The sequence below is a fragment of the Arthrobacter sp. 8AJ genome, from assembly GCF_902506025.1.
GTDB lineage: Bacteria > Actinomycetota > Actinomycetes > Actinomycetales > Micrococcaceae > Arthrobacter.
This window is the reverse complement of record NZ_LR733289.1, coordinates 2,052,969-2,079,430: the sequence shown is the minus strand read 5'-3', so window position 1 is coordinate 2,079,430 and position 26,462 is coordinate 2,052,969. Positions and strand designations below refer to the sequence as shown.

25 protein-coding genes are annotated in these 26,462 nt (G+C 67.3%); 4 read left to right on the top strand and 21 right to left on the bottom strand.

What is annotated here, in order from left to right; genetic code table 11:
- Positions 1 to 32: 32 nt before the first annotated feature.
- Genes pyrF through pyrR form a run of 7 tightly spaced genes read right to left on the bottom strand, consistent with a single transcriptional unit; the run spans position 33 to position 8,901 of the window.
- Positions 33 to 893, bottom strand: coding sequence for an orotidine-5'-phosphate decarboxylase (pyrF, locus tag BACI349Y_RS09690; protein WP_159631920.1), 861 nt, complete (start codon positions 891 to 893; stop codon positions 33 to 35).
- A complete protein-coding gene (carB, locus tag BACI349Y_RS09685; protein ID WP_159631919.1) occupies positions 886 to 4,200 on the bottom strand; it encodes a carbamoyl-phosphate synthase large subunit in 3,315 nt (1,104 codons plus the stop codon). Before carB ends, pyrF begins: the two co-directional genes overlap by 8 nt.
- Positions 4,200 to 5,453 carry a glutamine-hydrolyzing carbamoyl-phosphate synthase small subunit gene (gene carA / locus BACI349Y_RS09680; protein WP_159631918.1) on the bottom strand — a complete coding sequence of 418 codons (1,254 nt, stop codon included), beginning with the start codon at positions 5,451 to 5,453 and terminating at the stop codon, positions 4,200 to 4,202. The genes carB and carA overlap by 1 nt, the downstream gene beginning before the upstream one ends.
- Entirely contained in the window at positions 5,434 to 5,952 is a 519-nt protein-coding gene (locus BACI349Y_RS09675) for a PH-like domain-containing protein (RefSeq protein ID WP_159631917.1), read from the bottom strand. Before BACI349Y_RS09675 ends, carA begins: the two co-directional genes overlap by 20 nt.
- Positions 5,952 to 7,292: a dihydroorotase gene (locus tag BACI349Y_RS09670; RefSeq protein ID WP_159631916.1), complete on the bottom strand. Its 1,341-nt coding sequence runs from the start codon at positions 7,290 to 7,292 to the stop codon at positions 5,952 to 5,954. The genes BACI349Y_RS09675 and BACI349Y_RS09670 overlap by 1 nt, the downstream gene beginning before the upstream one ends.
- On the bottom strand, positions 7,292 to 8,317 hold the full coding sequence (locus tag BACI349Y_RS09665) for an aspartate carbamoyltransferase catalytic subunit (protein ID WP_159631915.1): 1,026 nt from the start codon (positions 8,315 to 8,317) through the stop codon (positions 7,292 to 7,294). Before BACI349Y_RS09665 ends, BACI349Y_RS09670 begins: the two co-directional genes overlap by 1 nt.
- Entirely contained in the window at positions 8,314 to 8,901 is a 588-nt protein-coding gene (pyrR, locus tag BACI349Y_RS09660) for a bifunctional pyr operon transcriptional regulator/uracil phosphoribosyltransferase PyrR (RefSeq protein WP_141160350.1), read from the bottom strand. Before pyrR ends, BACI349Y_RS09665 begins: the two co-directional genes overlap by 4 nt.
- 179 nt (positions 8,902 to 9,080) lie before the next feature.
- Between pyrR and BACI349Y_RS09655 the strand changes: the two genes are divergently transcribed.
- Positions 9,081 to 10,358: a PrsW family intramembrane metalloprotease gene (locus BACI349Y_RS09655; protein WP_159631914.1), complete on the top strand. Its 1,278-nt coding sequence runs from the start codon at positions 9,081 to 9,083 to the stop codon at positions 10,356 to 10,358.
- Positions 10,359 to 10,427: 69 nt separating this feature from the next.
- Here the strand turns inward: BACI349Y_RS09655 and nusB are convergent, their stop codons facing one another.
- From nusB to BACI349Y_RS09585, 14 genes are all read right to left on the bottom strand, one after another.
- Complete coding sequence (nusB, locus tag BACI349Y_RS09650) at positions 10,428 to 10,838, bottom strand: transcription antitermination factor NusB (protein ID WP_141160348.1); 411 nt, start codon at positions 10,836 to 10,838, stop codon at positions 10,428 to 10,430.
- Positions 10,838 to 11,401, bottom strand: a complete 564-nt coding sequence (gene efp, locus BACI349Y_RS09645) for an elongation factor P (protein ID WP_141160347.1) — start codon at positions 11,399 to 11,401, stop codon at positions 10,838 to 10,840. Before efp ends, nusB begins: the two co-directional genes overlap by 1 nt.
- A gap of 172 nt (positions 11,402 to 11,573) precedes the next feature.
- On the bottom strand, positions 11,574 to 12,092 hold the full coding sequence (locus BACI349Y_RS09640) for a tetratricopeptide repeat protein (protein ID WP_159631913.1): 519 nt from the start codon (positions 12,090 to 12,092) through the stop codon (positions 11,574 to 11,576).
- Positions 12,092 to 13,183 carry a 3-dehydroquinate synthase gene (gene aroB, locus BACI349Y_RS09635; RefSeq protein ID WP_159631912.1) on the bottom strand — a complete coding sequence of 364 codons (1,092 nt, stop codon included), beginning with the start codon at positions 13,181 to 13,183 and terminating at the stop codon, positions 12,092 to 12,094. The genes BACI349Y_RS09640 and aroB overlap by 1 nt, the downstream gene beginning before the upstream one ends.
- Positions 13,180 to 13,749, bottom strand: coding sequence for a shikimate kinase (locus tag BACI349Y_RS09630; protein ID WP_159631911.1), 570 nt, complete (start codon positions 13,747 to 13,749; stop codon positions 13,180 to 13,182). Before BACI349Y_RS09630 ends, aroB begins: the two co-directional genes overlap by 4 nt.
- The gene (aroC, locus tag BACI349Y_RS09625; RefSeq protein ID WP_159635481.1) at positions 13,749 to 14,948 is read right to left on the bottom strand and encodes a chorismate synthase; all 1,200 of its coding nucleotides are present in this window, start codon (positions 14,946 to 14,948) and stop codon (positions 13,749 to 13,751) included. Before aroC ends, BACI349Y_RS09630 begins: the two co-directional genes overlap by 1 nt.
- Before the next feature lie 23 nt (positions 14,949 to 14,971).
- Entirely contained in the window at positions 14,972 to 15,832 is an 861-nt protein-coding gene (locus tag BACI349Y_RS09620) for a shikimate dehydrogenase (protein WP_159631910.1), read from the bottom strand.
- Positions 15,829 to 17,580 (bottom strand): endolytic transglycosylase MltG, encoded by a 1,752-nt coding sequence (mltG, locus tag BACI349Y_RS09615; RefSeq protein WP_159631909.1) that lies wholly within the window; start codon positions 17,578 to 17,580, stop codon positions 15,829 to 15,831. The genes BACI349Y_RS09620 and mltG overlap by 4 nt, the downstream gene beginning before the upstream one ends.
- The gene (ruvX, locus tag BACI349Y_RS09610) at positions 17,577 to 18,176 is read right to left on the bottom strand and encodes a Holliday junction resolvase RuvX (protein ID WP_159631908.1); all 600 of its coding nucleotides are present in this window, start codon (positions 18,174 to 18,176) and stop codon (positions 17,577 to 17,579) included. The genes mltG and ruvX overlap by 4 nt, the downstream gene beginning before the upstream one ends.
- Before the next feature lie 7 nt (positions 18,177 to 18,183).
- Positions 18,184 to 20,862 carry an alanine--tRNA ligase gene (gene alaS / locus BACI349Y_RS09605; RefSeq protein WP_159631907.1) on the bottom strand — a complete coding sequence of 893 codons (2,679 nt, stop codon included), beginning with the start codon at positions 20,860 to 20,862 and terminating at the stop codon, positions 18,184 to 18,186.
- A 126-nt stretch (positions 20,863 to 20,988) separates the two neighbouring features.
- Positions 20,989 to 21,219 carry a DUF6167 family protein gene (locus tag BACI349Y_RS09600; protein WP_224026156.1) on the bottom strand — a complete coding sequence of 77 codons (231 nt, stop codon included), beginning with the start codon at positions 21,217 to 21,219 and terminating at the stop codon, positions 20,989 to 20,991.
- A 17-nt stretch (positions 21,220 to 21,236) separates the two neighbouring features.
- Positions 21,237 to 21,611 carry a DUF948 domain-containing protein gene (locus BACI349Y_RS09595; protein ID WP_141160339.1) on the bottom strand — a complete coding sequence of 125 codons (375 nt, stop codon included), beginning with the start codon at positions 21,609 to 21,611 and terminating at the stop codon, positions 21,237 to 21,239.
- A gap of 145 nt (positions 21,612 to 21,756) precedes the next feature.
- Positions 21,757 to 22,383 (bottom strand): 30S ribosomal protein S4, encoded by a 627-nt coding sequence (gene rpsD, locus BACI349Y_RS09590; protein WP_009357431.1) that lies wholly within the window; start codon positions 22,381 to 22,383, stop codon positions 21,757 to 21,759.
- A 169-nt stretch (positions 22,384 to 22,552) separates the two neighbouring features.
- The gene (locus tag BACI349Y_RS09585; RefSeq protein WP_159631906.1) at positions 22,553 to 24,022 is read right to left on the bottom strand and encodes a replication-associated recombination protein A; all 1,470 of its coding nucleotides are present in this window, start codon (positions 24,020 to 24,022) and stop codon (positions 22,553 to 22,555) included.
- A gap of 67 nt (positions 24,023 to 24,089) precedes the next feature.
- Between BACI349Y_RS09585 and BACI349Y_RS09580 the strand changes: the two genes are divergently transcribed.
- From BACI349Y_RS09580 to BACI349Y_RS09570, 3 genes are all read left to right on the top strand, one after another.
- Positions 24,090 to 24,722, top strand: coding sequence for an acVLRF1 family peptidyl-tRNA hydrolase (locus BACI349Y_RS09580; protein WP_236560785.1), 633 nt, complete (start codon positions 24,090 to 24,092; stop codon positions 24,720 to 24,722).
- Between the two features lie 66 nt (positions 24,723 to 24,788).
- Entirely contained in the window at positions 24,789 to 25,574 is a 786-nt protein-coding gene (locus tag BACI349Y_RS09575) for an IclR family transcriptional regulator (protein WP_159631905.1), read from the top strand.
- A 122-nt stretch (positions 25,575 to 25,696) separates the two neighbouring features.
- Positions 25,697 to 26,458: an SDR family NAD(P)-dependent oxidoreductase gene (locus BACI349Y_RS09570; protein WP_159631904.1), complete on the top strand. Its 762-nt coding sequence runs from the start codon at positions 25,697 to 25,699 to the stop codon at positions 26,456 to 26,458.
- The last annotated feature ends 4 nt before the right edge of the window (positions 26,459 to 26,462 follow it).

Here is a 26,462-nt window from a genome sequence, read left to right as displayed (position 1 = left end):
GCCTGAATCAATGCATCCGGACAATTGCAGGCCTATTCGCCCCGCAGTCCGTCCAGCGTCCGCAGCGCGGCCTCGCGCAGGCCCCGGGTTTCCGGTCCCGCCGACAGGATGTCGCGGCTGGACGTTCCCAGGACCAGCGGGTATGCAGCGCCGAAGGTGGCCCGCAGGTCAGCCGGTGTTGCCCCCTGGGCCCCGAGGCCAGGCGCCAGGATGGGGCCGCGGACCGCAGCAAGGTCCAGTCCCAGGTCTTCCAGGGCGCCGCCGACCGTAGCGCCGACCACCAGGCCAACGGAACCGAGGCTTCCGGGATACCGGGAGTTCTCCGCTGCCGCGGACTCCGTGATCCTGCGGGCCACGGAATCCCTTCCGCCGACGTGCTGGACGGAAGCGCCCTCGGGGTTGGACGTCAGTGCCAGCACGAATACGCCCCGCCCGGTCTCCGCCGCGAGGTCCAGCGCGGGGCGAAGGGACTCGAAGCCGAGGTAGGGGCTCAGCGTGACGGAGTCCGCCGCGAGCGGAGACTCGTCGCGCAGCCACGCGTCCGCATAGGCGGCCATGGTGGATCCGATGTCGCCGCGCTTGGCGTCCGCGATGCTGAGCACCGATTCGTCCCGGGCCGTGGCCAGGACCTCCTCCAGCACCGCCATGCCGGCAGAACCGTGGCGTTCGTAAAGCGCCACCTGGGGCTTCACGGAGGCAGCGAGCGAAGCCACTGCCTCCAGGACCGTCAGCGAGAACCGCCGAAGCCCCGCGGCGTCGTCGTCCAGTCCCCAGCTCTTCAGCAGCGCCGGGTGGGGATCAATGCCAACGCAAAGGGGACCACGGGCGGCCATGGCCGCGCCGAGCCGGGAGCCAAAGGGCTCCCGGCCGGCAGTGGCTGCCTGCTCAGGCATGCTGCAGGGCCGCCTTCTGCGAATCGGCCAGCGCTGCAGCGTGCTCCTGCAGGCTGGTGACAGACCACTCGTAGGTGCGCATGGCTTCGATGGCCTGGACGGCGGCGTTGAACTCGGCCACCGTGGTGATGCACGGAATGCCGATGGACGTTGCCGCGGCGCGGAGCTCGTAGCCGTCGCTGCGGGCTTCGCCGCCGGAGGGCGTGTTGAAGACCATGTCGATCTCGCCGGCCACGATGAGGTCGGCAATGGTGCCCTCCCCCTCGGCGCTGCTGCCCTCGGCAACCTTGCGCACCGGGGTGGCCTGGATGCCGTTGCGGCGCAGGACGTCGGCGGTCCCGCCGGTGGAGACGATCTCGAAGCCGAGGTCGGAGAGCCGCTTGACGCCCATGATCACGGAACGCTTGTCGCGGTTGGCCACGGAGACGAACACCTTGCCTTCGGTGGGCAGGGCGTTGTTGGCGCCGGCCTGGCTCTTGGCGAAGGCGGTGTCGAAGTGCTTGTCGATGCCCATGACTTCGCCGGTGGAACGCATTTCCGGGCCGAGCAGGGAGTCCACCACCTTGCCTTCAAGGGTGCGGAACCGGCTGAACGGCAGCACTGCTTCCTTGACGGCAACGGGGGCGTCGAGCGGCAGGGTCGAGCCGTCACCGGTTTCCGGCAGCATCTTGTAGGCGCTGCGGAGCTGGTTGATGGTCACGCCGGTGCCGATGAGGGCAGCGGCCTTGGCCATCTGGACGCCGGTGGCCTTGGACACGAACGGCACGGTGCGCGAGGCACGGGGGTTGGCTTCCAGGACGTACAGCACGTCCGAGGCCAGCGCGAACTGGATGTTGATCAGCCCGCGCACGCCCACGCCCTCGGCGATGGCGCGGGTGGCCACGCGGACGCGCTCGATGACATTGCTGCCCAGCGTGATGGGCGGCAGGACGCAGGCGGAGTCGCCGGAGTGGATGCCGGCTTCCTCGATGTGCTCCATGATGCCGCCCAGGTACATGTCCGTGCCGTCGTAGAGGGCGTCGACGTCGATCTCGACGGCGTCCTCCAGGAACCGGTCGATCAGCACCGGGTGGTCCGGGGTGATCTCGGTGGCGTTGGCGATGTAGCGGGAGAGGTTGGGCTCGTCGTAGACGATTTCCATGCCGCGGCCCCCCAGCACGTAGGACGGGCGGACCAGGACGGGGTAGCCGATCTCGTCGGCGATCTTCTTGGCGTCCTCGAAGGAGACGGCGGTGCCGTTCTTGGGCGACACCAGGCCGGCCTTGTCCAGGACGCGGGAGAACGCGCCGCGGTGCTCGGCGAGGTCGATGGCCTCCGGTGAGGTGCCCAGGATCGGCACTCCGGCATCGGCGAGCTGCTGCGCGAGCTTCAGCGGGGTCTGGCCGCCGAGCTGGACGAACACGCCCATGACGCCGCCGGTGCGTTCCTCGGCCGCGATGACCTCCAGCACGTCCTCGAGCGTCAGCGGCTCGAAGTACAGGCGGGTGGAGACGTCGTAGTCGGTGGAGACGGTTTCCGGGTTGCAGTTGACCATGACGGTCTCGTAGCCGGCCTTGCGCAGCGCCATGGAGGCGTGGACGCAGGAGTAGTCGAACTCGATGCCCTGGCCGATGCGGTTGGGGCCGGAGCCGAGGATGATGATGGACGGCTTGGAGTGCAGCGCGACCTCGTCCTCCTCGTCGTAGGCCGAGTAGTGGTACGGCGTGTAGGCGGCGAACTCCGCGGCGCAGGTGTCCACGGTCTTGTAGACGGGGCGGATACCCAGGGCCTGCCGGACGCCGCGGACCACTGCCTCGGAGTTGTGGGTCAGGGCACCGATCTGCTCATCCGAGAAGCCGTGGCGCTTGGCGCGCTTAAGCATGTCGGCGGTCAAGGCGCCGGCCTGGCGGATTTCGTGGGAGATCTCATTGAGCAGCTGGAGCTGGTCCAGGAACCAGGGGTCGATCTTGGTGGCTTCGAAAAGCTGTTCCACGGTGGCGCCGCCCAGGAGGGCGCGCTGGACCTGGTGGAGGCGCTCCGTAGTGGGGCGCTTCGCCTTCTCGATGAGTTCGGCGACTTCCCATTCCGGGACGCTGCTGAAGTCCAGCTGCGAGCCCTTCTGCTCCAGGGAGCGCAGGGCCTTCTGCAGGGCCTCGGTGAAGTTGCGGCCCATGGCCATGGCTTCGCCGACGGACTTCATGGTGGTGGTGAGGGTGTTGTCCGCCGCCGGGAACTTCTCGAAGGCGAACCGCGGGACCTTGACCACCACGTAGTCCAAAGTGGGTTCGAAGGACGCAGGGGTCTTCTGCGTGATGTCGTTGGGGATCTCGTCCAGGGTGTAGCCGAGCGATAGCTTGGTGGCAATCTTGGCGATGGCGAAGCCGGTGGCCTTTGACGCCAGTGCCGAAGAACGGGATACGCGCGGGTTCATCTCGATGACCACCACGCGGCCGGTGGCCGGGTCGATGGCGAACTGGATGTTGCAGCCGCCGGTGTCGACACCCACCTCGCGGATGACGGCGATGGCAACGTCGCGCAGCTTCTGGTATTCGCGGTCGGTGAGGGTCAGTGCCGGGGCCACGGTGATGGAGTCGCCAGTGTGCACGCCCACGGGGTCGAAGTTTTCGATGGAGCAGACGACAACCACGTTGTCGTTCTTGTCCCGCATCATTTCGAGCTCGTATTCCTTCCAGCCCAGGATGCTCTCTTCGAGCAGGACCTCGCTGGTGGGGCTGTACTGCAGGCCCTGGCCGACGATGCGGCGCAGGTCATCCTCGTTGTAGGCCAGGCCGGAGCCCAGGCCGCCCATGGTGAAGGACGGGCGCACCACCATGGGGTAGCCGAGGTCTACGGCCGCCGTGAGGGCCTCGTCCATGGTGTGGATGATGTGGCTGCGGGCGGATTCGGCGCCGCAGCGCTCCACGACGCCCTTGAACTTCTCGCGGTCCTCGCCGAGCTCGATCGCGGCGATGTTGGCGCCGATCAGCTCCACGTTGTACTTCTCCAGTACACCGTTCTTGTCCAGGGCGATGGCGGTGTTCAGCGCGGTCTGGCCGCCCAGGGTGGGCAGTACGGCGTCGGGGCGTTCCTTGGCGATGATCTTCTCCACCACCTCGGGGGTGATGGGCTCAACGTAGGTGGCGTCGGCGAACTCGGGGTCGGTCATGATGGTGGCCGGGTTGGAGTTCACGAGGATGACGCGGAGGCCTTCCTCCTTGAGGACCCGCAGGGCCTGGGTGCCGGAGTAGTCGAACTCGGCGGCCTGGCCGATGACGATCGGGCCGGAACCAATGACGAGGACGCTTTTGAGGTCTGTACGTTTCGGCATTACTTCTTGTCCTCAGTCTTGTTGTCGGTGGCGGTCTTGGTGTCGGCGTTCTTGGCGTCGCCCATGAGGTCGATGAACCGGTCGAAAAGGTACGCAGCGTCGTGCGGGCCGGCAGCAGCCTCGGGGTGGTACTGGACGGAGAAAGCCGGGATGTCCAGGCAGGCGAGGCCTTCCACGACGTCGTCGTTCAGGCTGATGTGGCTGACTTCCACCCGGCCGTAGCGTGCCTCCGGAGCCTGGGTGGCGCCGTCGAGCGGGGCGTCCACGGCGAAGCCGTGGTTCTGGGAGGTTATTTCCACCTTGCCGGTGCGGCGGTCCATCACGGGCTGGTTGATGCCGCGGTGGCCGTAGCGGAGCTTGTAGGTGCCGAAGCCCAGGGCACGGCCCAGGATCTGGTTGCCGAAGCAGATGCCGAAGTAGGGCAGCTTCTCATCCAGGACGGAGCGCAGGAGCTTCACCTGGGCGTCGGCAGTGGCGGGGTCGCCCGGACCGTTGGACATGAAGAAGCCGTCCGGGTTGACGGCCTTGACGTCCTCCAGGGTGGCGGTGGCAGGCAGTACGTGGACGCGGACGCCGCGCTCGGCGAACCGTACCGGGGTCATGGCCTTGATGCCGAGGTCGATCGCCGCGATGCTGAAGCGGGGTTCGCCCTCCCAGCCGTGGTCCTTCGGTTCCACCACGTAGGCTTCGTCGACGCTGACTTCCTCGGCCAGGCGCGAACCCTCCATGGGGGCGCTGGCCAGGACGGCGTCGAGCAGCTCCTTGTCGGTGCCCTGCGCCGCCTCGCCGGAGAAGATGCCGGCGCGCATGGTCTTGTGCTCACGCAGGTGCCGGGTGATGGCGCGGGTGTCCACACCCTGGATGCCGACGATGCCCTGGGCCACCAGTTCCTCATCCAGCGACCGTTCGGAACGCCAGTTGGAGGGCCGGCGCGCTGCGTCGCGGACAATGTAGCCGGCCACCCAGATGCGCCGGGACTCGGCGTCGTCATCATTCACGCCGGTGTTGCCGATGTGCGGGGCGGTCTGCACCACCAGCTGGCGGGCGTACGAGGGATCGGTGATGGTTTCCTGGTAGCCGGTCATGCCGGTCGCGAAGACGGCCTCGCCCAGGGCGGTGCCGGCGGCGCCGTAGCTGGTGCCGCGGAAGATGCGTCCGTCTTCGAGAACCAGCGCAGCCGGGGCCGATACAGGAGCGGAGGTGGTTGCTGTCAATGTATTCGCTTTCACTGTCTTACTTTCCACTGGTGGCACCAGCCGCGGGGGCTGACGAAATCAAATCCTGAAGGGCCTGGTACAGCACGTCCTTGTCCGCGGCGCGGCGGGTTCGGAAGCCGGTGTCCAGGTCATGCGTGCCGTGCGTCCATCCGAGCACCAGGAGGCCGTCCTTTTCCACGAACTTCCCGGCCATGCCGCTGTCCTGCCGGACTTCCGTGAGGGAGGCGGCGGGGATGTACAGGGCAGGGGCACCGGATCGCTCATAGAGGACGCCGTGCGGGTAGACCTCGAGGGTGGCGTTGGTGCGGATGCCGAGCCCGTGCACGGCGATCCGGTCAAGCCAGTCACCGGCCGTTGTGGTGGCCACGTACTGCCCCTCGGCAGCGGCGGTGGGCTGGCCCGGCGCGGCGGGCACCTGGGGCAGTTGTCCGACGTCGGACTGGCGCTTCAGGCGGTTGCGCCACCCCACTGCGAGGAGGACAAACACGACGGCGACCACCGCCAGCATGGCAAGGCCGGGAAGGATCTTGTCCATCAGGCAGCGCCTGCAGGGGTTGCGGCGGCATCCGGGTGGGGCGTGTTGAGCGCGCCGTCGAGGACGGTGGCGTGCCCCCTGAAGAAGGTTGCCACCACCTTGCCCGGAAGCTCCCTGTCCTTGAAGGGCGAGTTGCGGCCCATGGTGGCCATCTGGAACGGGTCCACCGTCCAGCGCGCGGCCGGATCCACCAGGATGAGGTTGGCGGGTTCCCCGGCTTCGATGGGCCTGCCCTGGTCGCTCAACCGGCCGATCTTCGCAGCCGCGGTGGAGGTGACCCGTGCGAAGTCCGCCCACGTCATCAGGCCGGTCTCGATCATGGCGTGCTGGACGACGGACAGGGCCGTTTCCAGTCCGGTCATGCCCATGGCGGCCTGCGCCCACTCGCATTCTTTGTGCTCGCTGGGATGCGGTGCGTGGTCGGTACCCACAACGTCGATCGTGCCGTCTGCCAGGCCTGCGCGCAATGCCTGGACGTCGGCGTCGGTGCGCAGCGGCGGGTTGACCTTGAAGACGGGGTCGTAGCTGCGGACCAGGTCGTCGGTCAGCAGCAGGTGGTGCGGGGTGACCTCAGCCGTGACGTCGATGCCGCGTTCCTTGGCCCAGCGGATGATTTCCACCGAGCCTGCCGTGGACACGTGGCACACGTGCAGGCGGGAACCGACGTGCTGGGCAAGGAGGACATCGCGGGCGATGATGCTTTCCTCGGCGACGGCTGGCCAGCCGGTGAGGCCGAGGACGGCGGAGACGTCGCCCTCGTTCATCTGGGCCCCGGCGGTCAGGCGGGGTTCCTGCGCGTGCTGGGCCACCACGCCGTCGAACGCTTTGACGTATTCCAGCGCGCGGCGCATCAGCACGGGGTCGTGGACGCAGATGCCGTCGTCGGAGAACATGCGCACCCGGGCGCGGGAATCGGCCATGGCGCCCAGTTCAGCCAGCTGCTCCCCCGCCAGGCCAACGGTGACGGCGCCCACCGGGCGCACGTCCACCCATCCGGCGGCGCGGCCCAGCGTGTAGACCTGTTCCACGACGCCCGCGGTGTCGGCGACGGGCGTGCTGTTGGCCATCGCGTGGACCGCGGTGTAACCGCCCAGCGCCGCGGCACGCGTTCCGGTTTCCACGGTTTCGGCATCTTCACGGCCGGGTTCGCGGAGGTGCGTGTGGACGTCAACCATGCCGGGCAGGGCCACCAGGCCGGCGGCGTCGATGACGGTGGCACCGTCAGCGGAGAGCACGTGGCCGATCTCGGCGATGATGCCGTCGCGGACCAGCAGGTCCGTGGGGTCGCCGCCCAGGATGGCGGCGCCCTGGATGAGGTACGTTCCGGTGTTGCCTGCCATCAGTTGCTCTCCTTGGTGGACAGGGCGGCGGCGTAGGCCGGCGCCCGGGTTGCGGCTGGTTCCCGGGTGTCCCCGGAGAGCAGCAGGTACAGTGCGGCCATCCGCACGGACACGCCATTGCGGACCTGGGCAAGGACGGTGGAGCGGGGTGAATCCGCGGCGGCTGCGCTGATCTCCAGGCCACGGTTCATGGGGCCCGGGTGCATGATGATGGTGTCCGTCATGCCGAGGTCATCGAGGGCCCGGAGCCGGTTGTCGTCGAAGCCCCAGCGGCGCGAGTATTCTCGGGTGCTCGGGAAGAACGATGCATTCATGCGTTCGCCCTGGACCCGGAGCATCATGACGGCGTCAACGCCGTTTGCGAGGGTTTGGTCCAGGTCGTAGCTGACGCTGCAGGGCCATTTGTCGACGCCGACCGGCAGCAGGGTGGGGGGCGCCACCAGTGTGACCTCCGCGCCAAGGGTACGGAGCAGCCACACGTTCGAACGCGCCACGCGGGAGTGCAGGACATCGCCTGCGATGGCGACCCGCATGCCTTTGAGGTCCGTACCCTGGGAATCGGTCCCGGCCAGGCGGGCCCAGTGCCGGCGCATGGTGAAGGCATCGAGGAGGGCCTGGGTGGGGTGCTCATGGGTGCCGTCGCCGGCGTTGATGACGGCGGCGTCGATCCAGTCGGTGGCAGCCAGCCGGTGCGGCGCGCCGGAAGCCCAGTGCCTGATGACGACGGCGTCCGCCCCCATGGCGGACAGGGTCTGGGCAGTGTCCTTGAGGGACTCGCCCTTGGAAACGGACGATCCCTTGGCGGCGAAGTTGATGACGTCCGCCGACAGCCGCTTGGCCGCGGCTTCGAAGGAGATGCGGGTGCGGGTGGAGTCCTCGAAGAAGAGGTTGACGACCGTGCGGCCGCGCAATGCCGGAAGCTTTTTCACTTCCCGCTCCCCCACGGCCGACATTTCCTCGGCGGTGTCCAGGATGCGGATGGCGTTCGAAAGGCTGAGGTCCCCGGTGGACAGGAGGTGTTTCATGCGCCGCCCTCAATCACGACTTCGTTGACGGGCGCTCCGGCGTCGGACGTGTCCGTTTCCTCCAGCCGGACCCGGACCTTCTCGGCGGAGGAGGTGGGCAGGTTCTTGCCTACATGGTCTGCGCGGATGGGAAGTTCGCGGTGGCCCCGGTCAATCAGGACCGCGAGCCGGACAATACGGGGGCGGCCGAGGTCGACGAGGGCGTCAAGGGCGGCGCGGATGGTGCGGCCCGAGTACAGGACGTCGTCGATCAGCACCACGACTTTGTTGTCGATGCCGGTGCGGGGCAGCCTGGTGGGGTACGGCGGCCGGGTCCCTTGGTGGGAGAGGTCGTCACGGAACATGGTGACGTCCAGCTGGCCCACAATGGCAGCGGCGTCAACGGTGTTGTCCGCGGCGGCGATCTTTTCGGCCAGCCGGACAGCCAGCGGGTAACCGCGGCGGGGAATGCCCAACAGGACCAGGTCCCGGGATCCCTTGTTGGCTTCGAGGATCTCGTGGGCGATACGAGTGAGGGCCCGGTCAATGTCCGCCTGGCTGAGGACAACCCTGGCTGGAACCGGTGCGCTGGTGACAGATGTCAACGCTCGTCTCCCCTTTCCCCGCCTCACAGGACGGAATTAAAAAAGGAATGTTTGCTGTTCAAAATTACCACACGGTCCCTGCCGGGCCGGTGCCCGGACAACGCGGCGCTGATCACATTCCAGCGGCCCTGGAGGCCGGGTCCTTTGTGGTCCGGCAGCACCCGCTTAGGCTTTCGGGTATGCCGACGTACCCGCAGCAGCCTCCTTCCGGCCTCCCCGACGACCACTACCGCGCCGGCTACCGTCCCCTGCCCCAGCAGGCCAACCCCAGCTGGATGGGCCATGTGCAGCCGGAACACTACAGGGCTGCCCCGGGCCACCAGGGCCAGCCGCTGGCCGTGATGGTGCCGGCCCAGGCCCAGGGGACGGTGCTGCATGCGACGCGGGCCCGTGGCGGCCTGGTGGGGTTGTCGGTTGCCGGCGGCGTGCTCGCTTTCCTGAGCCTGTTCCTGGTGGTGCCGTTCCTTTTATCCAACACGGGCGCCGCCGGATTCCTGATCGGTTTCCTGGCATCCCTGGTTCCGCTGGCTGTGGTCCTGACCGCGGTCCACATCATCGACAGGTGGGAGCCGGAGCCGAAACGCCTGCTGTTCTTCGCCTTTACGTGGGGCGCGGCGGTGTCCGTGGCCGTCACCCTGCTGATCCAGCCGTTTTTCGTCATCGCATTCCAGTTCACCGACCAGCCTGACCTGCAGACCTATATGGCAACGGTGCAGGCGCCCATCGTGGAGGAATTCGCCAAGTCCCTTGGCCTGCTGATCCTCCTGCTCGCGGCGCGGCGGCATTTCGACGGCCCCGTGGACGGCGTGGTGTTTGCCTTCACCATCGCCGGCGGGTTCGCGTTCACCGAGAACATCCTCTATTTCGGCCGGGCCATCGCGGAGTCGGCGTCACCGGCCAGTGACTTCGCGCAGGTCTTCTTCCTCCGCGGAGTCATGTCCCCGTTCGCGCATGCCATCTTCACCGGCACCACCGGACTTGTCATGGGCTTCGCCGCACGGCGCTGGCACACCGGCGCGTCCATTGGCGCCTTCTTCGTGGGCCTGCTGCCGGCCATGTTCCTGCACAACAGGTGGAACAGCATGGGCCAGGGCTTCCTGCTGGACTACATCGTGGTCCAGGTGCCGATCTTCGTCCTGGCCGTGGGCGGCATCATCTTCCTGCGGGTGGCCGAAAAGAGGCTGACGCGCCAGCGGCTGATGGAGTACTCGGCGGCGGGCTGGTTCACCCCGGCCGAGGTCCAGTTGCTGGCCACGTTGGGCGGCCGGCGCACTGCCCTTGCCTGGGCCGCGAACTCCGGCCGGAAGCCGCAGATGAAGCAGTTCATGAAAGCCGCCACCCAGCTTGCCAATACCCGGCAGCGCATCCTCAGCGGGCGGGACGTGCCGCTCCACCAGGCCGAGGAGCGGCAGCAGCTGCAGCGGATCCTCGCCCTGCGCGCGGCCGTGGCCGGCTGAACCTGCACCCGTGGGAACGCGAAAGGGCCCCGCCTGTGGCGGGGCCCTTTCGCGTGTCCTGCGGGGAGGCTAGGCGAGCAGCGAAGGCTTCAGCTGCTGCAGCCGGCCCAAAAGGCCATTGATGAACTGCGGAGACTCGTCCGTTGACAGTGTCTTGGCCAGCGCAACAGCCTCGCTGACCGCCACGCCATCGGGGACGTCGTCGTTGTACAGGAGCTCCCAGGTGCCGATGCGCAGGATGATGCGGTCCACGGACGGCATGCGCTCCAGGGTCCAGCCCTGCGAGTACGTCTCCAGGAACTCATCGATGGCGGCCTGCTGGGACACTACCCCTTCGACAATTTCCAAGGTGTAGGGGTTGACCACCTGGTCGGTCTTTTCCCGGCGTGCGCGAAGCACGTCGAACGCCGAAACAGAGCGCTGCTCCGCTTCGAAAAGAACATCCAGTGCCCTGCTGCGGGCTTTACCGCGGGCGCTCACTACTCAGAAACCCGGCCCAGGTAGCTGCCGTCGCGGGTGTCCACCTTGACCTTGGTGTTGTTCTCGATGAAGAGCGGGACCTGGATTTCGTAACCGGTCTCCAGGGTGGCGGGCTTGGTGCCTGCGGAGGAGCGGTCGCCCTGCAGGCCCGGCTCCGTGTAGGTGATTTCCAGGACAACGCTCGGCGGCAGTTCGATGTAGAGGGGGTTGCCGTCGTGGATGGCGATGTTGACCATCTGGTTCTCGAGCATGAAGTTGGTGGCGTCACCAACCGTGGCGCCGGACACGGTGATCTGGTCGTAGTCCGAGGTGTCCATGAAGACGAAGTCTGCGCCGTCCTGGTACAGGTACTGGTAATCGCGGCGGTCAACGGTTGCCGTTTCGATCTTGAGCCCGGCGTTGAACGTCTTGTCAACAACCTTGCCGGACATCACGTTGCGCATCTTGGTCCGGACAAAGGCGCCGCCCTTGCCGGGCTTGACGTGCTGGAATTCGATGACGTTCCAGAGCTGGCCCTCGAGCTTCAGGACCGTTCCGTTCTTAATGTCGTTAGTGGTTGCCACTGGTTTCCTCTGGTTTCTTTGTCTGGCCGCGTGGTCAGATGCTGTATGCCGGGCGGGCACGCCACAACGGCCCGCCTGCACGTGTTTGTCAAAAATCGCGTGGATGCAAAAATTCCACAACCATTCTACCGGTAAATCCCCGGCAGCCTTTCCGCGGCCACCCGGCTCCGGATCAGCAGGCCAGGTCCAGGACGTCCCGGGCGCGCTGCAGGGCCACCGTGGAGGAGTAGATCTGGGCGGCATCGGCGGACTGCGCCACCCGCAGGTCAAGTGCCTTGGAGAAGGATTCAACGGCCGCGGACGTGTGCCCGGCCGCATACTGCGTCCGTCCCAGGTATTGCAGGGCCAGCGCTTCACGGGAGGTGCCATGCACCTCAGCCACAAGCTGGCGGAACAGTTCGATGGCACGGTCCATCCGGTGGGAGACGCTCAGCACCTCGGCCTCGAACACGCGCAGCCGGAACGATTCCGGGTCCTTGAAGCGGGCTTCGGCCAGCAGTTCGGCGGCGTCGGACGCGTGGCCCTCAACCAGCAGCACGAAAATCGGGTCTGCGGGATCGGTGGAGGCGGCCAGGGCGTCGCGGACAGCGTCCTCGTTCACGATCTGCGGCCGCAGGGTGTCCGGGTTGATCCGGATACCCGGGAACCCTGCCTCGGGCCAGTCGCCGGTGCCGCTCATGTCGCCCTTCATCAGGAAGCAATTTCCTGGTAGGCCGCAAACAGCAGCGACGTGTCCGGGACGTCGAGGATTCCCGGCTTGGCGATGCCGTCCAGGACAACAAAGCGCAGCAGGTCGCCACGGGACTTCTTGTCGCGGCGCATCCCGTCCAGCAGGCCCTGCCACCGGTCCCGCCGGTAGGTGACCGGAAGCCCAAGCCCGTCCAGGATGCTCCGGTGCCGGTCGGCGTCGGTATCGCTGAGCCGCCCGACGCTGCGGGCAAGTTCCGCGGCGAACATCATGCCCACGGAGACCGCGGCCCCGTGCCGCCAGGAGTAGCGTTCCACCAGTTCGATGGCGTGGCCCAGGGTGTGGCCGTAGTTCAGGATTTCCCGCAGCCCGGACTCTTTCAGGTCCTCGGAGACCACCTTGGCTTTGACGGCGATGGCCCGCTCGATCAGCTCGCGGAGCGCGTCGGAGCGGGGGTCCACCACTGCGGCGGGGTCCTTTTCCACCAGGTCAAGGATGGCGGGATCGGCGATGAAACCGCACTTTATGACCTCGGCCAGGCCTGAAATGATCTCGTTCTTCGGCAGGGTGTCCAGGGTGTCCAGGTCCGCCAGGACGGCGGCGGGCGGGTGGAAGGAGCCTACGAGGTTCTTTCCTTCGGCGGTGTTGATGCCGGTCTTGCCGCCCACGGAGGCGTCCACCATGCCCAGCAGGCTGGTGGGCATGTGGATGACCTTGACTCCGCGCAGCCAGGTGGCGGCGACGAAGCCTGCGAGATCGGTCACTGCTCCCCCGCCCAAGGCGACAATTGCATCCGAACGGGTGAAATCGTTCTGGCCAAGGACCTGCCAGCAGAAGGCGGCCACCTGGATGTGCTTGCCTTCTTCAGCGTCCGGGATTTCGGCGGTGAGGGACGTGAAGCCGGCGGCTGCGAGTTCGTCGCGGACGGTGTCACCGGTGAGGCGCAGGGCGCGGGGGTGGATCACCAGGACCCGGCGGACCCGCTCTCCGAGCAGCCCGGGAAGGTCACCAAGCAGGCCGCGCCCGACGACGACGCCGTAGTTGTTGCCGGCACCTTCGCCGGTGACGTTGATGACTGTTGATTGCGTGTTCACTTTTCAACTTCCTGTTTGGCAGCTGCGTGGTTCCGCAGTGCTGCTTCCAGCCGGCCGCCAAGCTCGGGTACCGAGCCGTGGCGGACGTCCAGGGTGATGTCGGCCAGCCTCTCGTAGACCGGCCTGCGGGTGGCGAACATTGCTGTCCAGCGGCCCATGGCGTCGCCGGCGAGGAGCGGGCGGCCGGAGTTCCGGGCGATCCTGTCCGCCACGGTATCGGCGTCGCACTCCAGGTAGACAACCGTGCAGCGGCTGATCAGCTGCTGCGTGCCCGAGTCGAGCACCGCACCGCCGCCCAGCGAAATGACGGTCAGGGTCCCTTCGGCTTCCTCCACGGCGTCAGCGACGGTGCGGGCTTCGATCTCCCGGAACGCGTGCTCGCCGCGGCCCGCGAAGATATCGGCGATGGAGCCGTGGCCGGCGACGATGACCGCGTCGGTGTCAATGAACCGGGCCCCCAGCTGCTGGGCAAGCTGCTGGCCGATGGCCGATTTGCCCACCGCCATGGGACCGATGAGCACTATCGGCCGGCCGCCGAGGGGTGCGGGACTGCTGCGGTGGAGCACTACTGGCCGATCGAGTCCAGGGATGCCGGGATGTTGTCCAGGTAACCCTTGATGTTGCGCGCGGTTTCCGCCACTGAGTCACCGCCGAACTTTTCGATGACGGCCTCGGCGAGGACCAGGGCCACCATTGCCTCGGCCACCACTCCGGCGGCCGGTACTGCACAAACGTCCGAACGCTGGTGGTGTGCCTTGGCCGGTTCGCCGGTGCTGACGTCGATGGTCCGCAGGGCGCGCGGAACCGTGGCGATGGGCTTCATGGCTGCGCGGACGCGGAGGACATCACCGATGCTCATGCCGCCTTCGATGCCGCCGGCACGGTTGCTGGCGCGGACAATCCGGCCGTCGCCGTCGCGGATGATTTCGTCGTGGGCGGCGGAGCCGCGGCGGGCAGCGGTCAGGAAGCCGTCACCGACCTCCACGCCCTTGATGGCCTGGATGCCCATGAGTGCCGCGGCCAGCCTGGCGTCGAGCCGGCGGTCCCAGTGCACGTAGCTGCCCAGTCCGGGCGGGAGTCCGTATGCCAGGACCTCCACGACGCCGCCCAGGGTTTCGCCTTCCTTGTGCGCAGCGTCCACCTCGGCCACCATGGCGTCGGAGGTTTCGCGGTCGAAGCAGCGCAAGGGGTCTGTGTCCAGGGCAATAACGTCGCCGGGCACGGGCAGCGGGCGGCCTTCGGGCACCGTCACGCTGGCAATGGACACGGTGTGGCTGACAAGTTCGATGCCGAGGTGCTTGAGGAACTGCGCGGCCACCGTGCCCAGCGCCACGCGGGTGGCGGTTTCGCGGGCGCTTGCACGCTCCAGCACGGGACGGGCCTCATCGAAGCCGTATTTCTGCATGCCCGTGAAATCGGCATGGCCCGGGCGGGGGCGTGTCAGGGGTGCGTTGCGTGCCTGGTCGGCGAGGAGTTCGGGGTCCACGGGGTCGGCGGACATGATCTGCTCCCACTTGGGCCATTCGGTGTTCGCCACCTGGATGGCGACGGGACCGCCCTGGGTCAGGCCGTGGCGGACGCCGCCAAGGATAGTGACCACGTCCTGTTCGAACTTCATCCGGGCGCCGCGTCCGTAGCCAAGCCGGCGGCGGGCCAGGGAGTCTGCGATGTGGCCGCCGGTGATTTCAACACCGGCGGGGACGCCTTCAATAATTCCCATCAGAGCCGGGCCATGGGATTCACCGGCAGTCAACCAACGCATAATTTCCATCCTGCCACGTAGGGCGGTCACAACGCGCGTCGGGCAAGGCCGACTGCGTCACACATCACATCTATGACAGGTGCGTTAACGTCTTCCCCGCGGCGGGTGAAGAGCCGCACCTGTTCCACGGCCTGGTACAGCAGCATCTCCAGGCCTGGCACTACGGCGCCCCCGCCGGCCTGCCACACCGAGGCGATGAGGCTGGGCCACGGATCGTAGGCAACGTCCAGCAGGACGCCGGGCGTCCTGGTCTTCAGCGCGGCAATTTCGGCGGCGAGTCCATCTGCGGCGCGGGGCGGCAGGGTGGAAATGACGACGTCGGCATCCGCCGTGGGGCGGGCCGCACCCACCATCGGGCGCACCTCAAGGGCCACGCCCAGGCTGTCCGCGGCGGAGCGGACGTCTGCTGTCCGCGACGCATCACGGACAAAGACCTGCACGCTGCCGGTGCCCAGCTCCTTCAGGGCCGCGACCGCGGATGCCGCTGTTCCGCCGCCGCCGAGGATGACGGCGGACGGTGCTGCCCGGGTACCGGCGTGGCGCAGGGCGTTGACGATGCCGGTCACGTCCGTGTTGGAGCCCACAGTCTTCACTCCGCCGGCGGATTCCTCGAAGGTGACAGTGTTCACCACTCCGAGGGTGCCTGCCACGCCCCGCACTTCGTCCACCTCGCCGAGCATGGCCGTCTTCAGCGGCATGGTCACCGAGAGCCCGCGCCAGCCCGGCTGGTTCCGGATTTGGCGCATGAAGGACGGCAGCAAGGCCTCCGTGACGTCGATGGCCGTGTAGCTGATGCCCGCACCCAGCCGCTCATAGGCGGACAGGTGCAGCGCCGGGGACTTCGAGTGGCTGATCGGGTGGCCCAGGACGGCAGCCCGCAGGCTCATGTGCAGCGGCCCGCGTTGGCCTGGCACCACGCGTTGTACTGCTCGACGTAGGCGTTGTGTTCGGCCAGTGTCTTGGCGAACTTCGTCTCCTTGGTGTCCAGGTTGATGGTTACCCAGTACAGGTAGTCATTCGCCTTTGGCCGGGCGGCCGCGTCAATGGCGGTCTTGCCAGGTGAACCGATGGGTCCTGGCGGCAGTCCCGGATTCGCGTAGGTGTTGTACGGGTTGGACTTGTCCTGGCGCTGCTCATCCGTGAAGTTGAAGCTTCGGGTGCCAAGGCCGTACGTGACGGCAGAGTCAACCTGCAGGAAACCGCCGGTCTGGTCGTTGGGCTTGAGGCGGTTGTAGATGGCGCCGGCCACGTCGCCGTAGTCGGCCTGCCCGCCCTCGGCCTGGACGATGCTGGCCACAATGACGGCCTCGTACTGCTTGGCGGGGTCCGTGATGCCCTGCGATACCAGTTCGTCGGTGGTGGCCTTGACCAGTGCCTGCAGGATGTCCTTGGCTTGCGTGCCCAGCGGGAAGCGGTACTCGCCGGGGGCCAGGTAGCCTTCAAGGTTTTTCGCGTTGGGAGGCAGGCCGAACTGGGCAGGCTGGTTGCTGAGCGCCTGCAGGGTCTGCATGGACACTCCGGAGCCCTCCGAAATTGCCTGCAGGGACTCGTTGACCCGCAGGCCCGCGCTCAGGGCGAAGTAGATGACTTTGGTCTTGTCCTTGCCCAGCAGCACATTGACGGCGTCCGCGTTCTTCATCTCGGTCTTGAAGGTGTAGTCCCCCGGTGACAGGGTCCCGCCGGAGGCGTGGAACGCCTGCATAAATGTATCCGCGTTGGCGACCACGCGCTGGTTTTCCAGCTCGGTGGCGACAGAGCGCGTCCCTTCACCGCTGGCGACGGTCACCTGGACCTCACCCGATCCTGGGCCGGGGAAATCCGAGGGCTTGCCGCTGCCCAGGAGGGGTTTGAGGAACTGGGCGCCCACGGCGACCGCCGTTACAAAGACAGCGAGGGTCAGGAACAGCGCCAGCAGCCTGCGGCGGCGCCGGACCTTTTTGGACGGCCGCACTACCTGGGCGGCCGATGAGCCTGGCAGCAGTTCGTGGCCTGCGTCCTGGTGCGGGACGTCCGCGTGGGGGTCCTCGTGGTATCCGGCGGAGTGGTACGCATGGTCATCGTGCACGCCTTCCTGGTGGCCGTGCACGACGGCCTCGTGGTGCAGGTCCGCCTCGTGCGCGTCGAAGTGGTGCTCGTGCGCGTCGAAGTGGTGGTTGTCCAGTGGGTGCGAAACGTCGTCGCGGTGCGCGGGGTCATCGAAGTCCGCCCCGGCATGGTGGACGTCGTCCGGATGGTACCCGACGGCGTCCGGGGTGGCGTGGTGCGCAGCGTCCTCGTGCCCGGGGACGGCGTCGTGGTGCTGGAGAGGGGCCGGCACACCGGGGCCGGCATCGTTGCCGAAGGAACCGGGCGCAGGCTGGTCTTCCTGGATGGACGGCGGTGTCTCCGGAACAGCCGGAACGTCTCCGGCGGCGGGGAGTGGAGCGAAGGTGGATTCGGCCGCGGGAGACGCGGCCGCGGGAGGAGCTGCGGGCGGCGGCGGGACGTCACCGGTTTCGTAGGCCTGCTCGGGTACGGCGTCGTGGCCTCCGGTGTTGAGGCTCTTCTCCCGGGCCCGCAGTTCCTTGCGGGTCAGCGGCCTCGCGGCCCCGGGGTCCAGCGGACCGGAGGTGTCGTCAATGTTGGCAGGGCTCACTGTTGCCTTCCATTATGTGAAGATTGGGCCGTGTCTGCGGGCATGGCGCGGACGGGCTGGTCCGCCCCACCGGCCCCCAGGTCCACGGACGGGGATGGCGCTGTCACGCGTGAGCCGACATCCGCTCCCCTGGCTTTCTGCATGTCGATGGCGTGCTGGAGAATCCCCGCCGCCGCGACCTGATCAACTACTTTACGGTGGTCCCTGCTGCTCATGCCAGCTTCGTGCAGGTTGCGGTGGGCCGAGACACTGCTGAGGCGTTCGTCCACCAGGTTGACCGGGACTGCCAGGCCGCGGGCGGCGAGCTCGGCCGCCAGGAGCAGGGCGTAGTCCGTGGCCATCCTCGCCGAGGAGTGTTCCTCGCCCTTCATGGTCCGCGGCAGGCCAACGATGACCTGCACGGCTCCCAACTCCTCCGCCAGTTTGGCGATGACGCGTACGTCGGAGTTTTTCCTGGCATTCCGGTCGAGGGTTTTGTAGGGCGTGGCCAGGATGGAGTCCCGGTCGCAGATGGCCACCCCTACGCGGACGGTGCCGACGTCCACCCCCAGTTTCACGCCCTGGGGGTAGCCGCCGGCAGCAACAGCATCCGTCATGGCTGGGTTATCGCCCCGCAATGGCGTCGACGACGGCGGTCAGGGCAGCGCCGACCTTACCGGCATCGGTACCGCCACCCTGGGCAACATCGTCCTTGCCGCCGCCTCCGCCGCCGAGCACGCCGGCAGCGACGCGCACCAGGGCACCGGCCTTGACGCCGGCCTCCCTGGCCGCTTCGTTGGTGGCGACCAGGATCAGCGGGCGGTCGTTGGCGACGCCTGCCACGGCAACCGCGGCAGCCGTGGAGCCGAGGCGGTTGCGCAGGTCAAGGGCCAGGCCGCGGAGGTCGTCGGCACCGCTGACGGTTCCCGCATCGTGGGCCACCACCCGGACGCCGGCGGCATCCTTGGCGGTGTCAACCAGCTGCGCGGCAACAGCGGTCAGTTGTTCCTTGCGGAGCCGGTCTAGTTCCTTCTCGGTAGCCTTCAGCTTGGCAAGGGTGGCGGAGATCCTGTCGGCGAGCTGGCCGGAGGGCACCTTCAGCAGGTCCGTCAGCTCGGTGACCAGCGCACGCTCCGCCGCGAGGTGGCGGAACGCTTCCATGCCGACAAAGGCTTCCACGCGCCGGTTGCCTGAACCCACGGACTGTTCGCCCAGGAGGGACAGGCTGCCGATCAGCGAGGTGTTGGCGACGTGGGTGCCGCCGCACAGTTCGCGGGACCAGGCGCCGTCGATTTCCACGACGCGCACTTCGCTGCCGTAGTTCTCACCGAAGAGGGCCATGGCGCCCATGGCCTTGGCTTCGGCCAGGCCCATGATCTTCGTTTCCACGGAGTAGTTGTTGCGGATCGCGAGGTTGGAAACCTCTTCGATCTCGGACCGTGTGGCTGTGCTCAGGCCCTCGCCCCAGGCAAAGTCGAAGCGCAGGTAGCCGGCCTTGTTGAAGGAACCGCGCTGGGTAGCTTCCGGGCCAAGGATCTGGTGCAGGGCGGCGTGGACGATGTGCGTTCCGGTGTGGGCCTGCTCGGCGGCATGGCGGCGTTCACGGTCGACGGCGGCGCGTACCAGCGAGTCGGCGCCGATTTCGCCCTCGCGGACAATCGCCTTGTGCACGCTCAGGCCCTTGATGGGGCGCTGGACGTCGAGGACCTCGACGACGAAGCCGTCGCCGGTGATCAAGCCCGTGTCCGCGGCCTGGCCGCCGGCCTCGGCGTAGAACGGGGTTTCCGCGAGGACGAGTTCAATCTCGTCTCCGGTGGCTGCCTGCTGCACCTGGCGGCCGGCGCTGAGCAGGCCGCGGACGCGCGACTCGCCTTCGAGCTCGGTGTAGCCGGTGAAGACGGTCTCGCCTTGGCCCAGGAGTTCCTGGAAGACGCTGACGTCCGCGTGGCCGCCCTTCTTGCCCTTGGCATCGGCCTGGGCGCGCTGGCGCTGTTCCTGCATCAGGCTGCGGAAAGCCGCCTCATCCACTTTCAGCCCGGCTTCTTCGGCCATTTCGAGGGTGAGGTCGATGGGGAAGCCGTAGGTGTCGTGCAGCGCGAAGGCGTCCTCGCCGGACAGCGGCTTGTTGGCTGCCTTGGATTCCTTGACGGCGTCCTCGAGCCGGGCCGTGCCGGAGGCGATGGTGCGCAGGAAGGCCTTCTCCTCGGCATAAGCGATGCGGCTGATCCGGTCAAAGTCGGTGGCCACCACGGGGTACACGCCCTTCATGGCGTCGCGTGAGGCGGGCAGCAGGTCAGGCAGGCAGGCCTGTTCGACGCCGAGCAGGCGCATGGAGCGGACGGCCCGGCGGATCAGGCGGCGCAGGACGTAGCCGCGGCCCTCGTTGGAGGGGGTCACGCCGTCGGAGATCAGCATCAGGGCCGACCGGACGTGGTCCGCTACGACGCGCATGCGGACGTCGTCCGTGTGGTGGGGATCGTCCTCGGACTCGGCGGAGGTGTACTCCTTGCCGGAGAGTTCCGCGGCTTTGTCGATCACCGGACGGACCTGGTCGGTCTCGTACATGTTCTCGACGCCCTGCAGGATCATCGCGAGGCGTTCCATGCCCAGGCCGGTATCGATGTTCTTCTTGGGCAGCTCACCGACGATGTCGAAGTCGACCTTGGAGCGGACGTTTTCGATCTGGTACTGCATGAACACGAGGTTCCAGATCTCGATGTAGCGCGTCTCGTCAGCCAGCGGTCCGCCTTCGATGCCGTAGGCCGGTCCGCGGTCATAGTAGATCTCGGAGCAGGGACCGGCCGGCCCGGGCTGGCCCGTCGACCAGTAGTTGTCCGACTTGCCCATGCGCTGGATGCGCTCAGCGGGCACGCCGGTGTTTTTCAGCCACAACTCCTCGGCTTCGTCGTCCTCCTCGTAGACCGTCACCCACAGCTTCTCGGGCGGAAGTCCGTACCCGCCGTCGTCAACGCTCTTGGTGAGCAGCTCCCAGGCGAACTTGATGGCGTCTTCCTTGAAGTAGTCGCCGAAGGAGAAATTGCCGCACATCTGGAAGAACGTGCCGTGGCGGGCAGTCTTGCCCACTTCCTCGATGTCGCCGGTGCGGATGCACTTCTGGACGCTGGTGGCGCGGGAGTAGGGCGCTTCCTCGCGGGCGGTGAGGTAGGGAATGAACGGGACCATGCCGGCCACCGTGAACAGCAGCGAGGGGTCGCTGGAGACCAGCGACGCGGAGGGAACCGCGGTGTGCCCCTTGCTGACAAAAAAGTCCACCCAGCGCTTTGTGATCTCCTGCGACTTCATGAGCTGTTTTCTTACCCTTCTTGGTCCGCGCCGAGGGGTGGCACGGGTATTTCGTTCAAGTGGCGGTTCCCTCAACGGGGACCTGCCGGTTGTTGGCTGGCTGCCTGCTGGAAGCCCCTGAGGGCCTTAGCGGCGGACCACTTCAGCGGACTCGATGCCCAGGGCGGTCCTCAGGTCGGTTTCCCGTTCATGCATCCCTGCGCGGACGGCGTCGGCGAAGTCGTAAACTCCGTCGGCCAGCCGTCCCACGGTGCGGTTGAGGCCCTCCGGCCCGAGGCTGGACTGGGCCTGGCTCACTTTTCGGAAGGCAATGACGCCAATGGCCACGCCGATTCCCATCCAGACAATTCTTTTCATGTTTGTTCTTTTCGAATCTAGCGGCTGCGGCGCCCGGCGGCGGGCTTCCGGCGGTTGGCGAAGGCGCTGCGGACGCCGTAGCTGAAGGCGGCAACCTTGATGAGCGGGGAACCAACCGTTGCGGCCACCAGCGAGGACAGCGCTGAGATGTTGGCGGACGCATCCGAGACGTTCGACGAGATACCGTCAACCTTCTTCAGCTGCTGGTTGGTGGTGGAAACGGTGGCCGTGACCTCGTCCATCAAAGGGGTGGCGCCGTCGCTGAGGGACCTGATGGTGGTCCGCACCTCATCGAAGACTTTTCCCAGCTTCAGGATGGGCACCGCAAGCAGCAGGACCAGGAGCGCGAACACCCCGGCAGCGATCAGGCCGGCAATATCGCCACCAGACATAGACGTTCATCTCCTCGAAATTCCGTGGGTGGGTCCCATCCTGCAGGCGCCCGGAGGGGGCGCCGCGCAGATGTCCCCCAAGTACCTTACATACAAAGAAGCCCGCGGCGCTTGCCACGGGCTTCTTTGGGTACGCTGCTGGGATTTAGCGTGCGTAGAATTCGACGACGAGCTGCTCTTCGCAGGTCACCGGGATTTCGGAACGCTTGGGGCGGCGCACCAGGCGGGCCTGGAGGGCTTCCAGCTTGACGTCCAGGTAGGCCGGAACGGCAGGCAGGACGTCGCGGTGGGCACCGGCAGCGGCAACCTGGAGCGGAACCATGGTTTCGCTGCGGCTGTGGACGTGGACCAGCTGGCCCTCGCCGACGCGGAACGACGGGCGGTCAACGCGGACGCCGTCAACCATGATGTGGCGGTGCACAACCAGCTGGCGGGCCTGGGCGATGGTGCGGGCGAAGCCGGCACGCAGGACCAGGGCGTCAAGGCGCATTTCGAGCAGTTCGATGAGGTTCTCACCGGTCAGGCCCTTGGTGCGGCGGGCTTCTTCGAAGGCACGGGTCATCTGTGCTTCGCGGATGCCGTACTGGGCGCGCAGGCGCTGCTTTTCGCGCAGACGTACGGCGTAGTCGGAGTCCTGCTTCTTGCGGGCACGGCCATGCTCACCGGGGCCGTACGGGCGGCGCTCCATGTACTTGGCGGCCTTGGGGGTCAGGGCAATGCCGAGGGACCGCGAGAGGCGGGCCTGACGGCGAGCACGAGTGTTGTTAGCCACTTGTGTCCTTCCAATATCTGCGGTGTGTCAGTGTTACTGGCCTCCACGATGGAGAGCATCGGCCAACCGCTGCCTTTTGCTACTGGGCGCAGGGCATAACCTTGCCAACCTGAATTGGGGAGATTGTGCGTCCGCGCCTTGCCAGACAAAGATTCAGCTTACCACGGCATTACGTGCCCCGGACAATCCTCCGCAGGCGTTCCAGCCGTTGGGCGATATCCCGTTCGGCACCGTTGCCGGTGGGCTGGTAGTAGTCGCGGCCCACCAGGTCATCCGGCGGGTACTGCTGGGTGGCCACTGCGTGCGGCGCATCGTGGGCGTATTTGTAGCCAACGCCGTGGCCCAGCTGCTTCGAGCCCGGATAGTGGGCATCGCGCAGGTGCGCGGGAATTCCGACGCCGAGGCCCGCCCGGACGTCCGCCATCGCTTTGTTGATGCCCATGTAGGCGGCGTTCGACTTTGGTGCGGTGGCGAGGTGGACCACGGCCTCGGCCAGGATGATCCGGCCCTCGGGCATACCGATCAGCTGGACCGCCTGTGCTGCTGCCACGGCGGTCTGCAACGCGGTGGGGTCTGCCATGCCCACGTCCTCCGCCGCGGAGATGACAATCCGCCGGGCGACGAACCGGGGGTCCTCCCCCGCCTCGAGCATCCGGGCGAGGTAGTGCAGGGCCGCGTCCACGTCGGACCCCCTGATGGATTTGATGAAGGCGCTGGCTACGTCGTAGTGCTGGTCGCCGGCGCGGTCATACCGGACGGCGGCCGCATCCAGGGCGCGCTCGGTGTGGCGCAGCTCCACGGTGACCGGCTCTTCGTCGGCAGGCGCGGAAGGTGCGCCTTCCTCCCCCACGGAACGTTCGACGTCGTCCGCGTCACCGAACGCGACGCCGGCCGCGGCCTCCAGGGCGGTAAGGGCGCGGCGGGCGTCACCGCCGGACAGCCGGACCAGGTGTTCCAGCGCTTCATCGCTGAGCCGGACCTTGCCGCCCAGCCCCCGCGGATCCTCCACGGCCCGGACCAGGAGGCCCTCGATGTCCGCATCGGTCAGGGGCCTGAGCGTCAGGAGCAGGGAGCGGGAGAGCAGGGGCGAGACCACCGAGAAGGAGGGGTTCTCCGTGGTGGCAGCCACCAGGACCACCCAGCGGTTTTCGACGCCGGGCAGCAGGGCGTCCTGCTGGGCTTTGTTGAAGCGGTGGATCTCATCGAGGAACAGCACCGTGGTGGTCTTGTACAGGTCGCGGGCCGTCAGGGCGTCGTCCATGACACGTCGGACGTCCTTGACGCCGGCGGTGATGGCGGACAGCTCCACGAACTTGCGGCCGGGTCCGCGCGCAATCACATGCGCCAGGGTGGTCTTGCCGGTACCGGGAGGGCCCCAGAGGATCAGGGAGCTGGGTCCGGCCGGACCGGCGGCATCCGCGCCCGCCCCGGCTGCCAGCTGGCGCAGCGGCGACCCCTGGCCAAGCAGGTGCTGCTGGCCCACCACTTCGTCCAGGGTGCGGGGCCGCATGCGCACGGCCAGCGGACTCCGCGGCGAACCCTTGCCGCGCGAACCCTGTCCCCGGGAACCTGCGCTTTCCCCCGCGACGGGACGATCGTCGTCGTCGTTTTCTGGCCCGTTCCCGAAGAGATCATCCACATAGATAGGCTACTTCCAGTCCAGCACCTGCTTTTCCCGCTCCCCCAACCCCAAGGACCCGCCGTCCGTGAGGACAGCATTCGTGTCCGGTCCGCGGCTGGCGGGCTGGGCGGAGCGCTTCGGCACCTCCCACGGCGGTTACCGGCTGCAGGATGGCGACGACGGCCTGCTCCTTGTGGCGGCCGACGGCACGGAGGCACTCCTGCAGGCGCCGTGGCCGGCTGATGGGCGTCCGGGACGCGGCGCCGGCCCGCTGGAGCGGCTGGCTGCGCTTGCGTCACAGCCACGCCGCCTGGGATTGCTGCTGGTGCGGCGGGGCGGATACGGCATCGGGGTGGCAAGCGAAGGCACCCTCCTCGCGTCCAAGGCCGGCACCCGGTACGTCCAGTCCCGCACGGCGGCTGGCGGCCAGTCCCAGCAGCGGTTTGCCCGCCGCCGTTCCAACCAGGCGGATGCCCTGGTGGCGGCCGTGGCGCAGCAGGCCGCGGAGGTGTTCCGCGCGGCCGCCCTCGAATATGTGGTGCCCGGCGGCGACCGGGCCCTGGCTGACCTGGTCCTCCAGGACCCCGCCCTGCGTGATTACGCGCGCCTGCCGCGCCTGCCCTACCTGGACGTTGCCGAGCCCCGGGCCGCCGTGCTGAAGAAGGCCGCGGCAGATGCCTGCTCCGTAAGGGTGACAGTGACCGATCCGCCAGGCTGAGCCTGAGGGGAACAGGGGGCGGCACAGGAGGAGGATTACCATTGAGCGGGAATCCGAAGGAGCAATGTGGCCAATTCCGCGTCGGGCGAGTCGATCATCGGCCGCTTCGTGAAGATCGTGAGTGCATTCGACGACCGCCATAGTTCCATGAGCGTCGCCGAACTTGGGCGCAGGACCGGGCTGCCGGTCACCACCACCTACCGGCTGGTCAACGATCTGCTCCACGAACGGCTGCTCGAACGTGAGCCCGGCGGCGACATCCATATAGGCACCCGGATGTGGGAACTGGCCTCCCGGGGGTCCAAGACGCTCAGCCTGAGGGAAGCCGCGCTGCCTTTCATGGAGGACGTCCAGTCCGTGGTGCAGCACTCCACCACGCTGGGCATCCTGGATTCGGACGAAGTGCTGTACATCGAGCGCTTGGGCTCGGATAAGACCATCGTGGACATCACCAAAGTTGCGGGCCGGCTGCCGCTCCACGCGACGTCGTCGGGCCTTGTCCTCCTGGCACACTCCCCCGCGGCCTACCAGGACAGGTTCTTGGCCCGGCCCCTGACGAAATTCACCGAAACGACGCTGACCGACCCGTCCGTGCTGCGCCGCCATCTGGCCGCGATCAGGCAGCGGGGCTTTGCAGCCATGCCGGGCGTGATTGTTCCCGAATCCAGCGGCATCGCCGTTCCCGTGTTCGGACCGGACAACTCCATCCGCGCGGCGCTCAGCGTGGTGGTCCCGCGCAACGAGGAGAATGCAGCCGCCCGGGTGCCCCTGCTGATGGCATCGGCCCGCGGGATCTCGCGGGCCCTCGGCTGGCGGGGCGAGTTGAAGGGCACCCTTCGCCAAAGCCACTAGGCAAAGCCGCAGGAACCAACTTTTGCCGTTGATCGGTAAACATGTGGTTCCAGTCACAGCTCCCCTGCCACTCTGGCTGGGATGCAGCAACGAGGCTGCTGGAGTTACGAGGAGCAGACCGCATGAACACCACAGCGAACCGCGTGGCAGGCAAGACTGCAGTCGTCACAGGCGGCCGCGGTGACCTGGGCAGGGCCACCGCCGCCCTGCTGGCAGAACACGGCGCAGCAGTCGCCAGCCTGGACGTTGCCGGCATCCCCGCCGCAACCTCCCACACCAACGTCAAAGAGTACGACGTCGATGTCACCAGCGAGGAGAGCGTCGCAGAAGCCATCCGCCAGGTCCGCGAGGATCTCGGGACGCCGGACATCCTGGTCAACGCCGCCGGAATAATTGGGCCGGCCGGAGCCTCGCACACCGCCTCGGTGTCCGACTTCGACACGATCTTCAACGTCAACGTCAAGGGCGTTTGGCTCATGACCAAGCACGTGGTCCCGGGCATGATCGAAAAGGGCGCCGGCAGTATCGTCAACTTCTCCTCCATCCACGGAATCACGGGCGGACGGAACGTGCCGCTGTACCACGCGACCAAGGGTGCAGTCCGGCTCCTGAGCAAGTCCGATGCGGCGGCGTACGGTGCCCACGGCATCCGGGTGAATTCCATCCACCCCGGCTCCATGGACACCCGGATGAGCCGCCGCTCGGCCGAGCAGTCGGACATGGGCGCTGATGCCTACTACAAGCAGCTGGTGGGCTCCAATCCCCTTCCCCGGCAGGGCAAACCGGACGAGATCGCCTACGGGGTGCTGTACCTGGCCTCCGACGAGTCCCGCTTCACCACCGGTTCCGAGCTGGTTATCGACGGCGGCTACACCGCCATCTAACCGG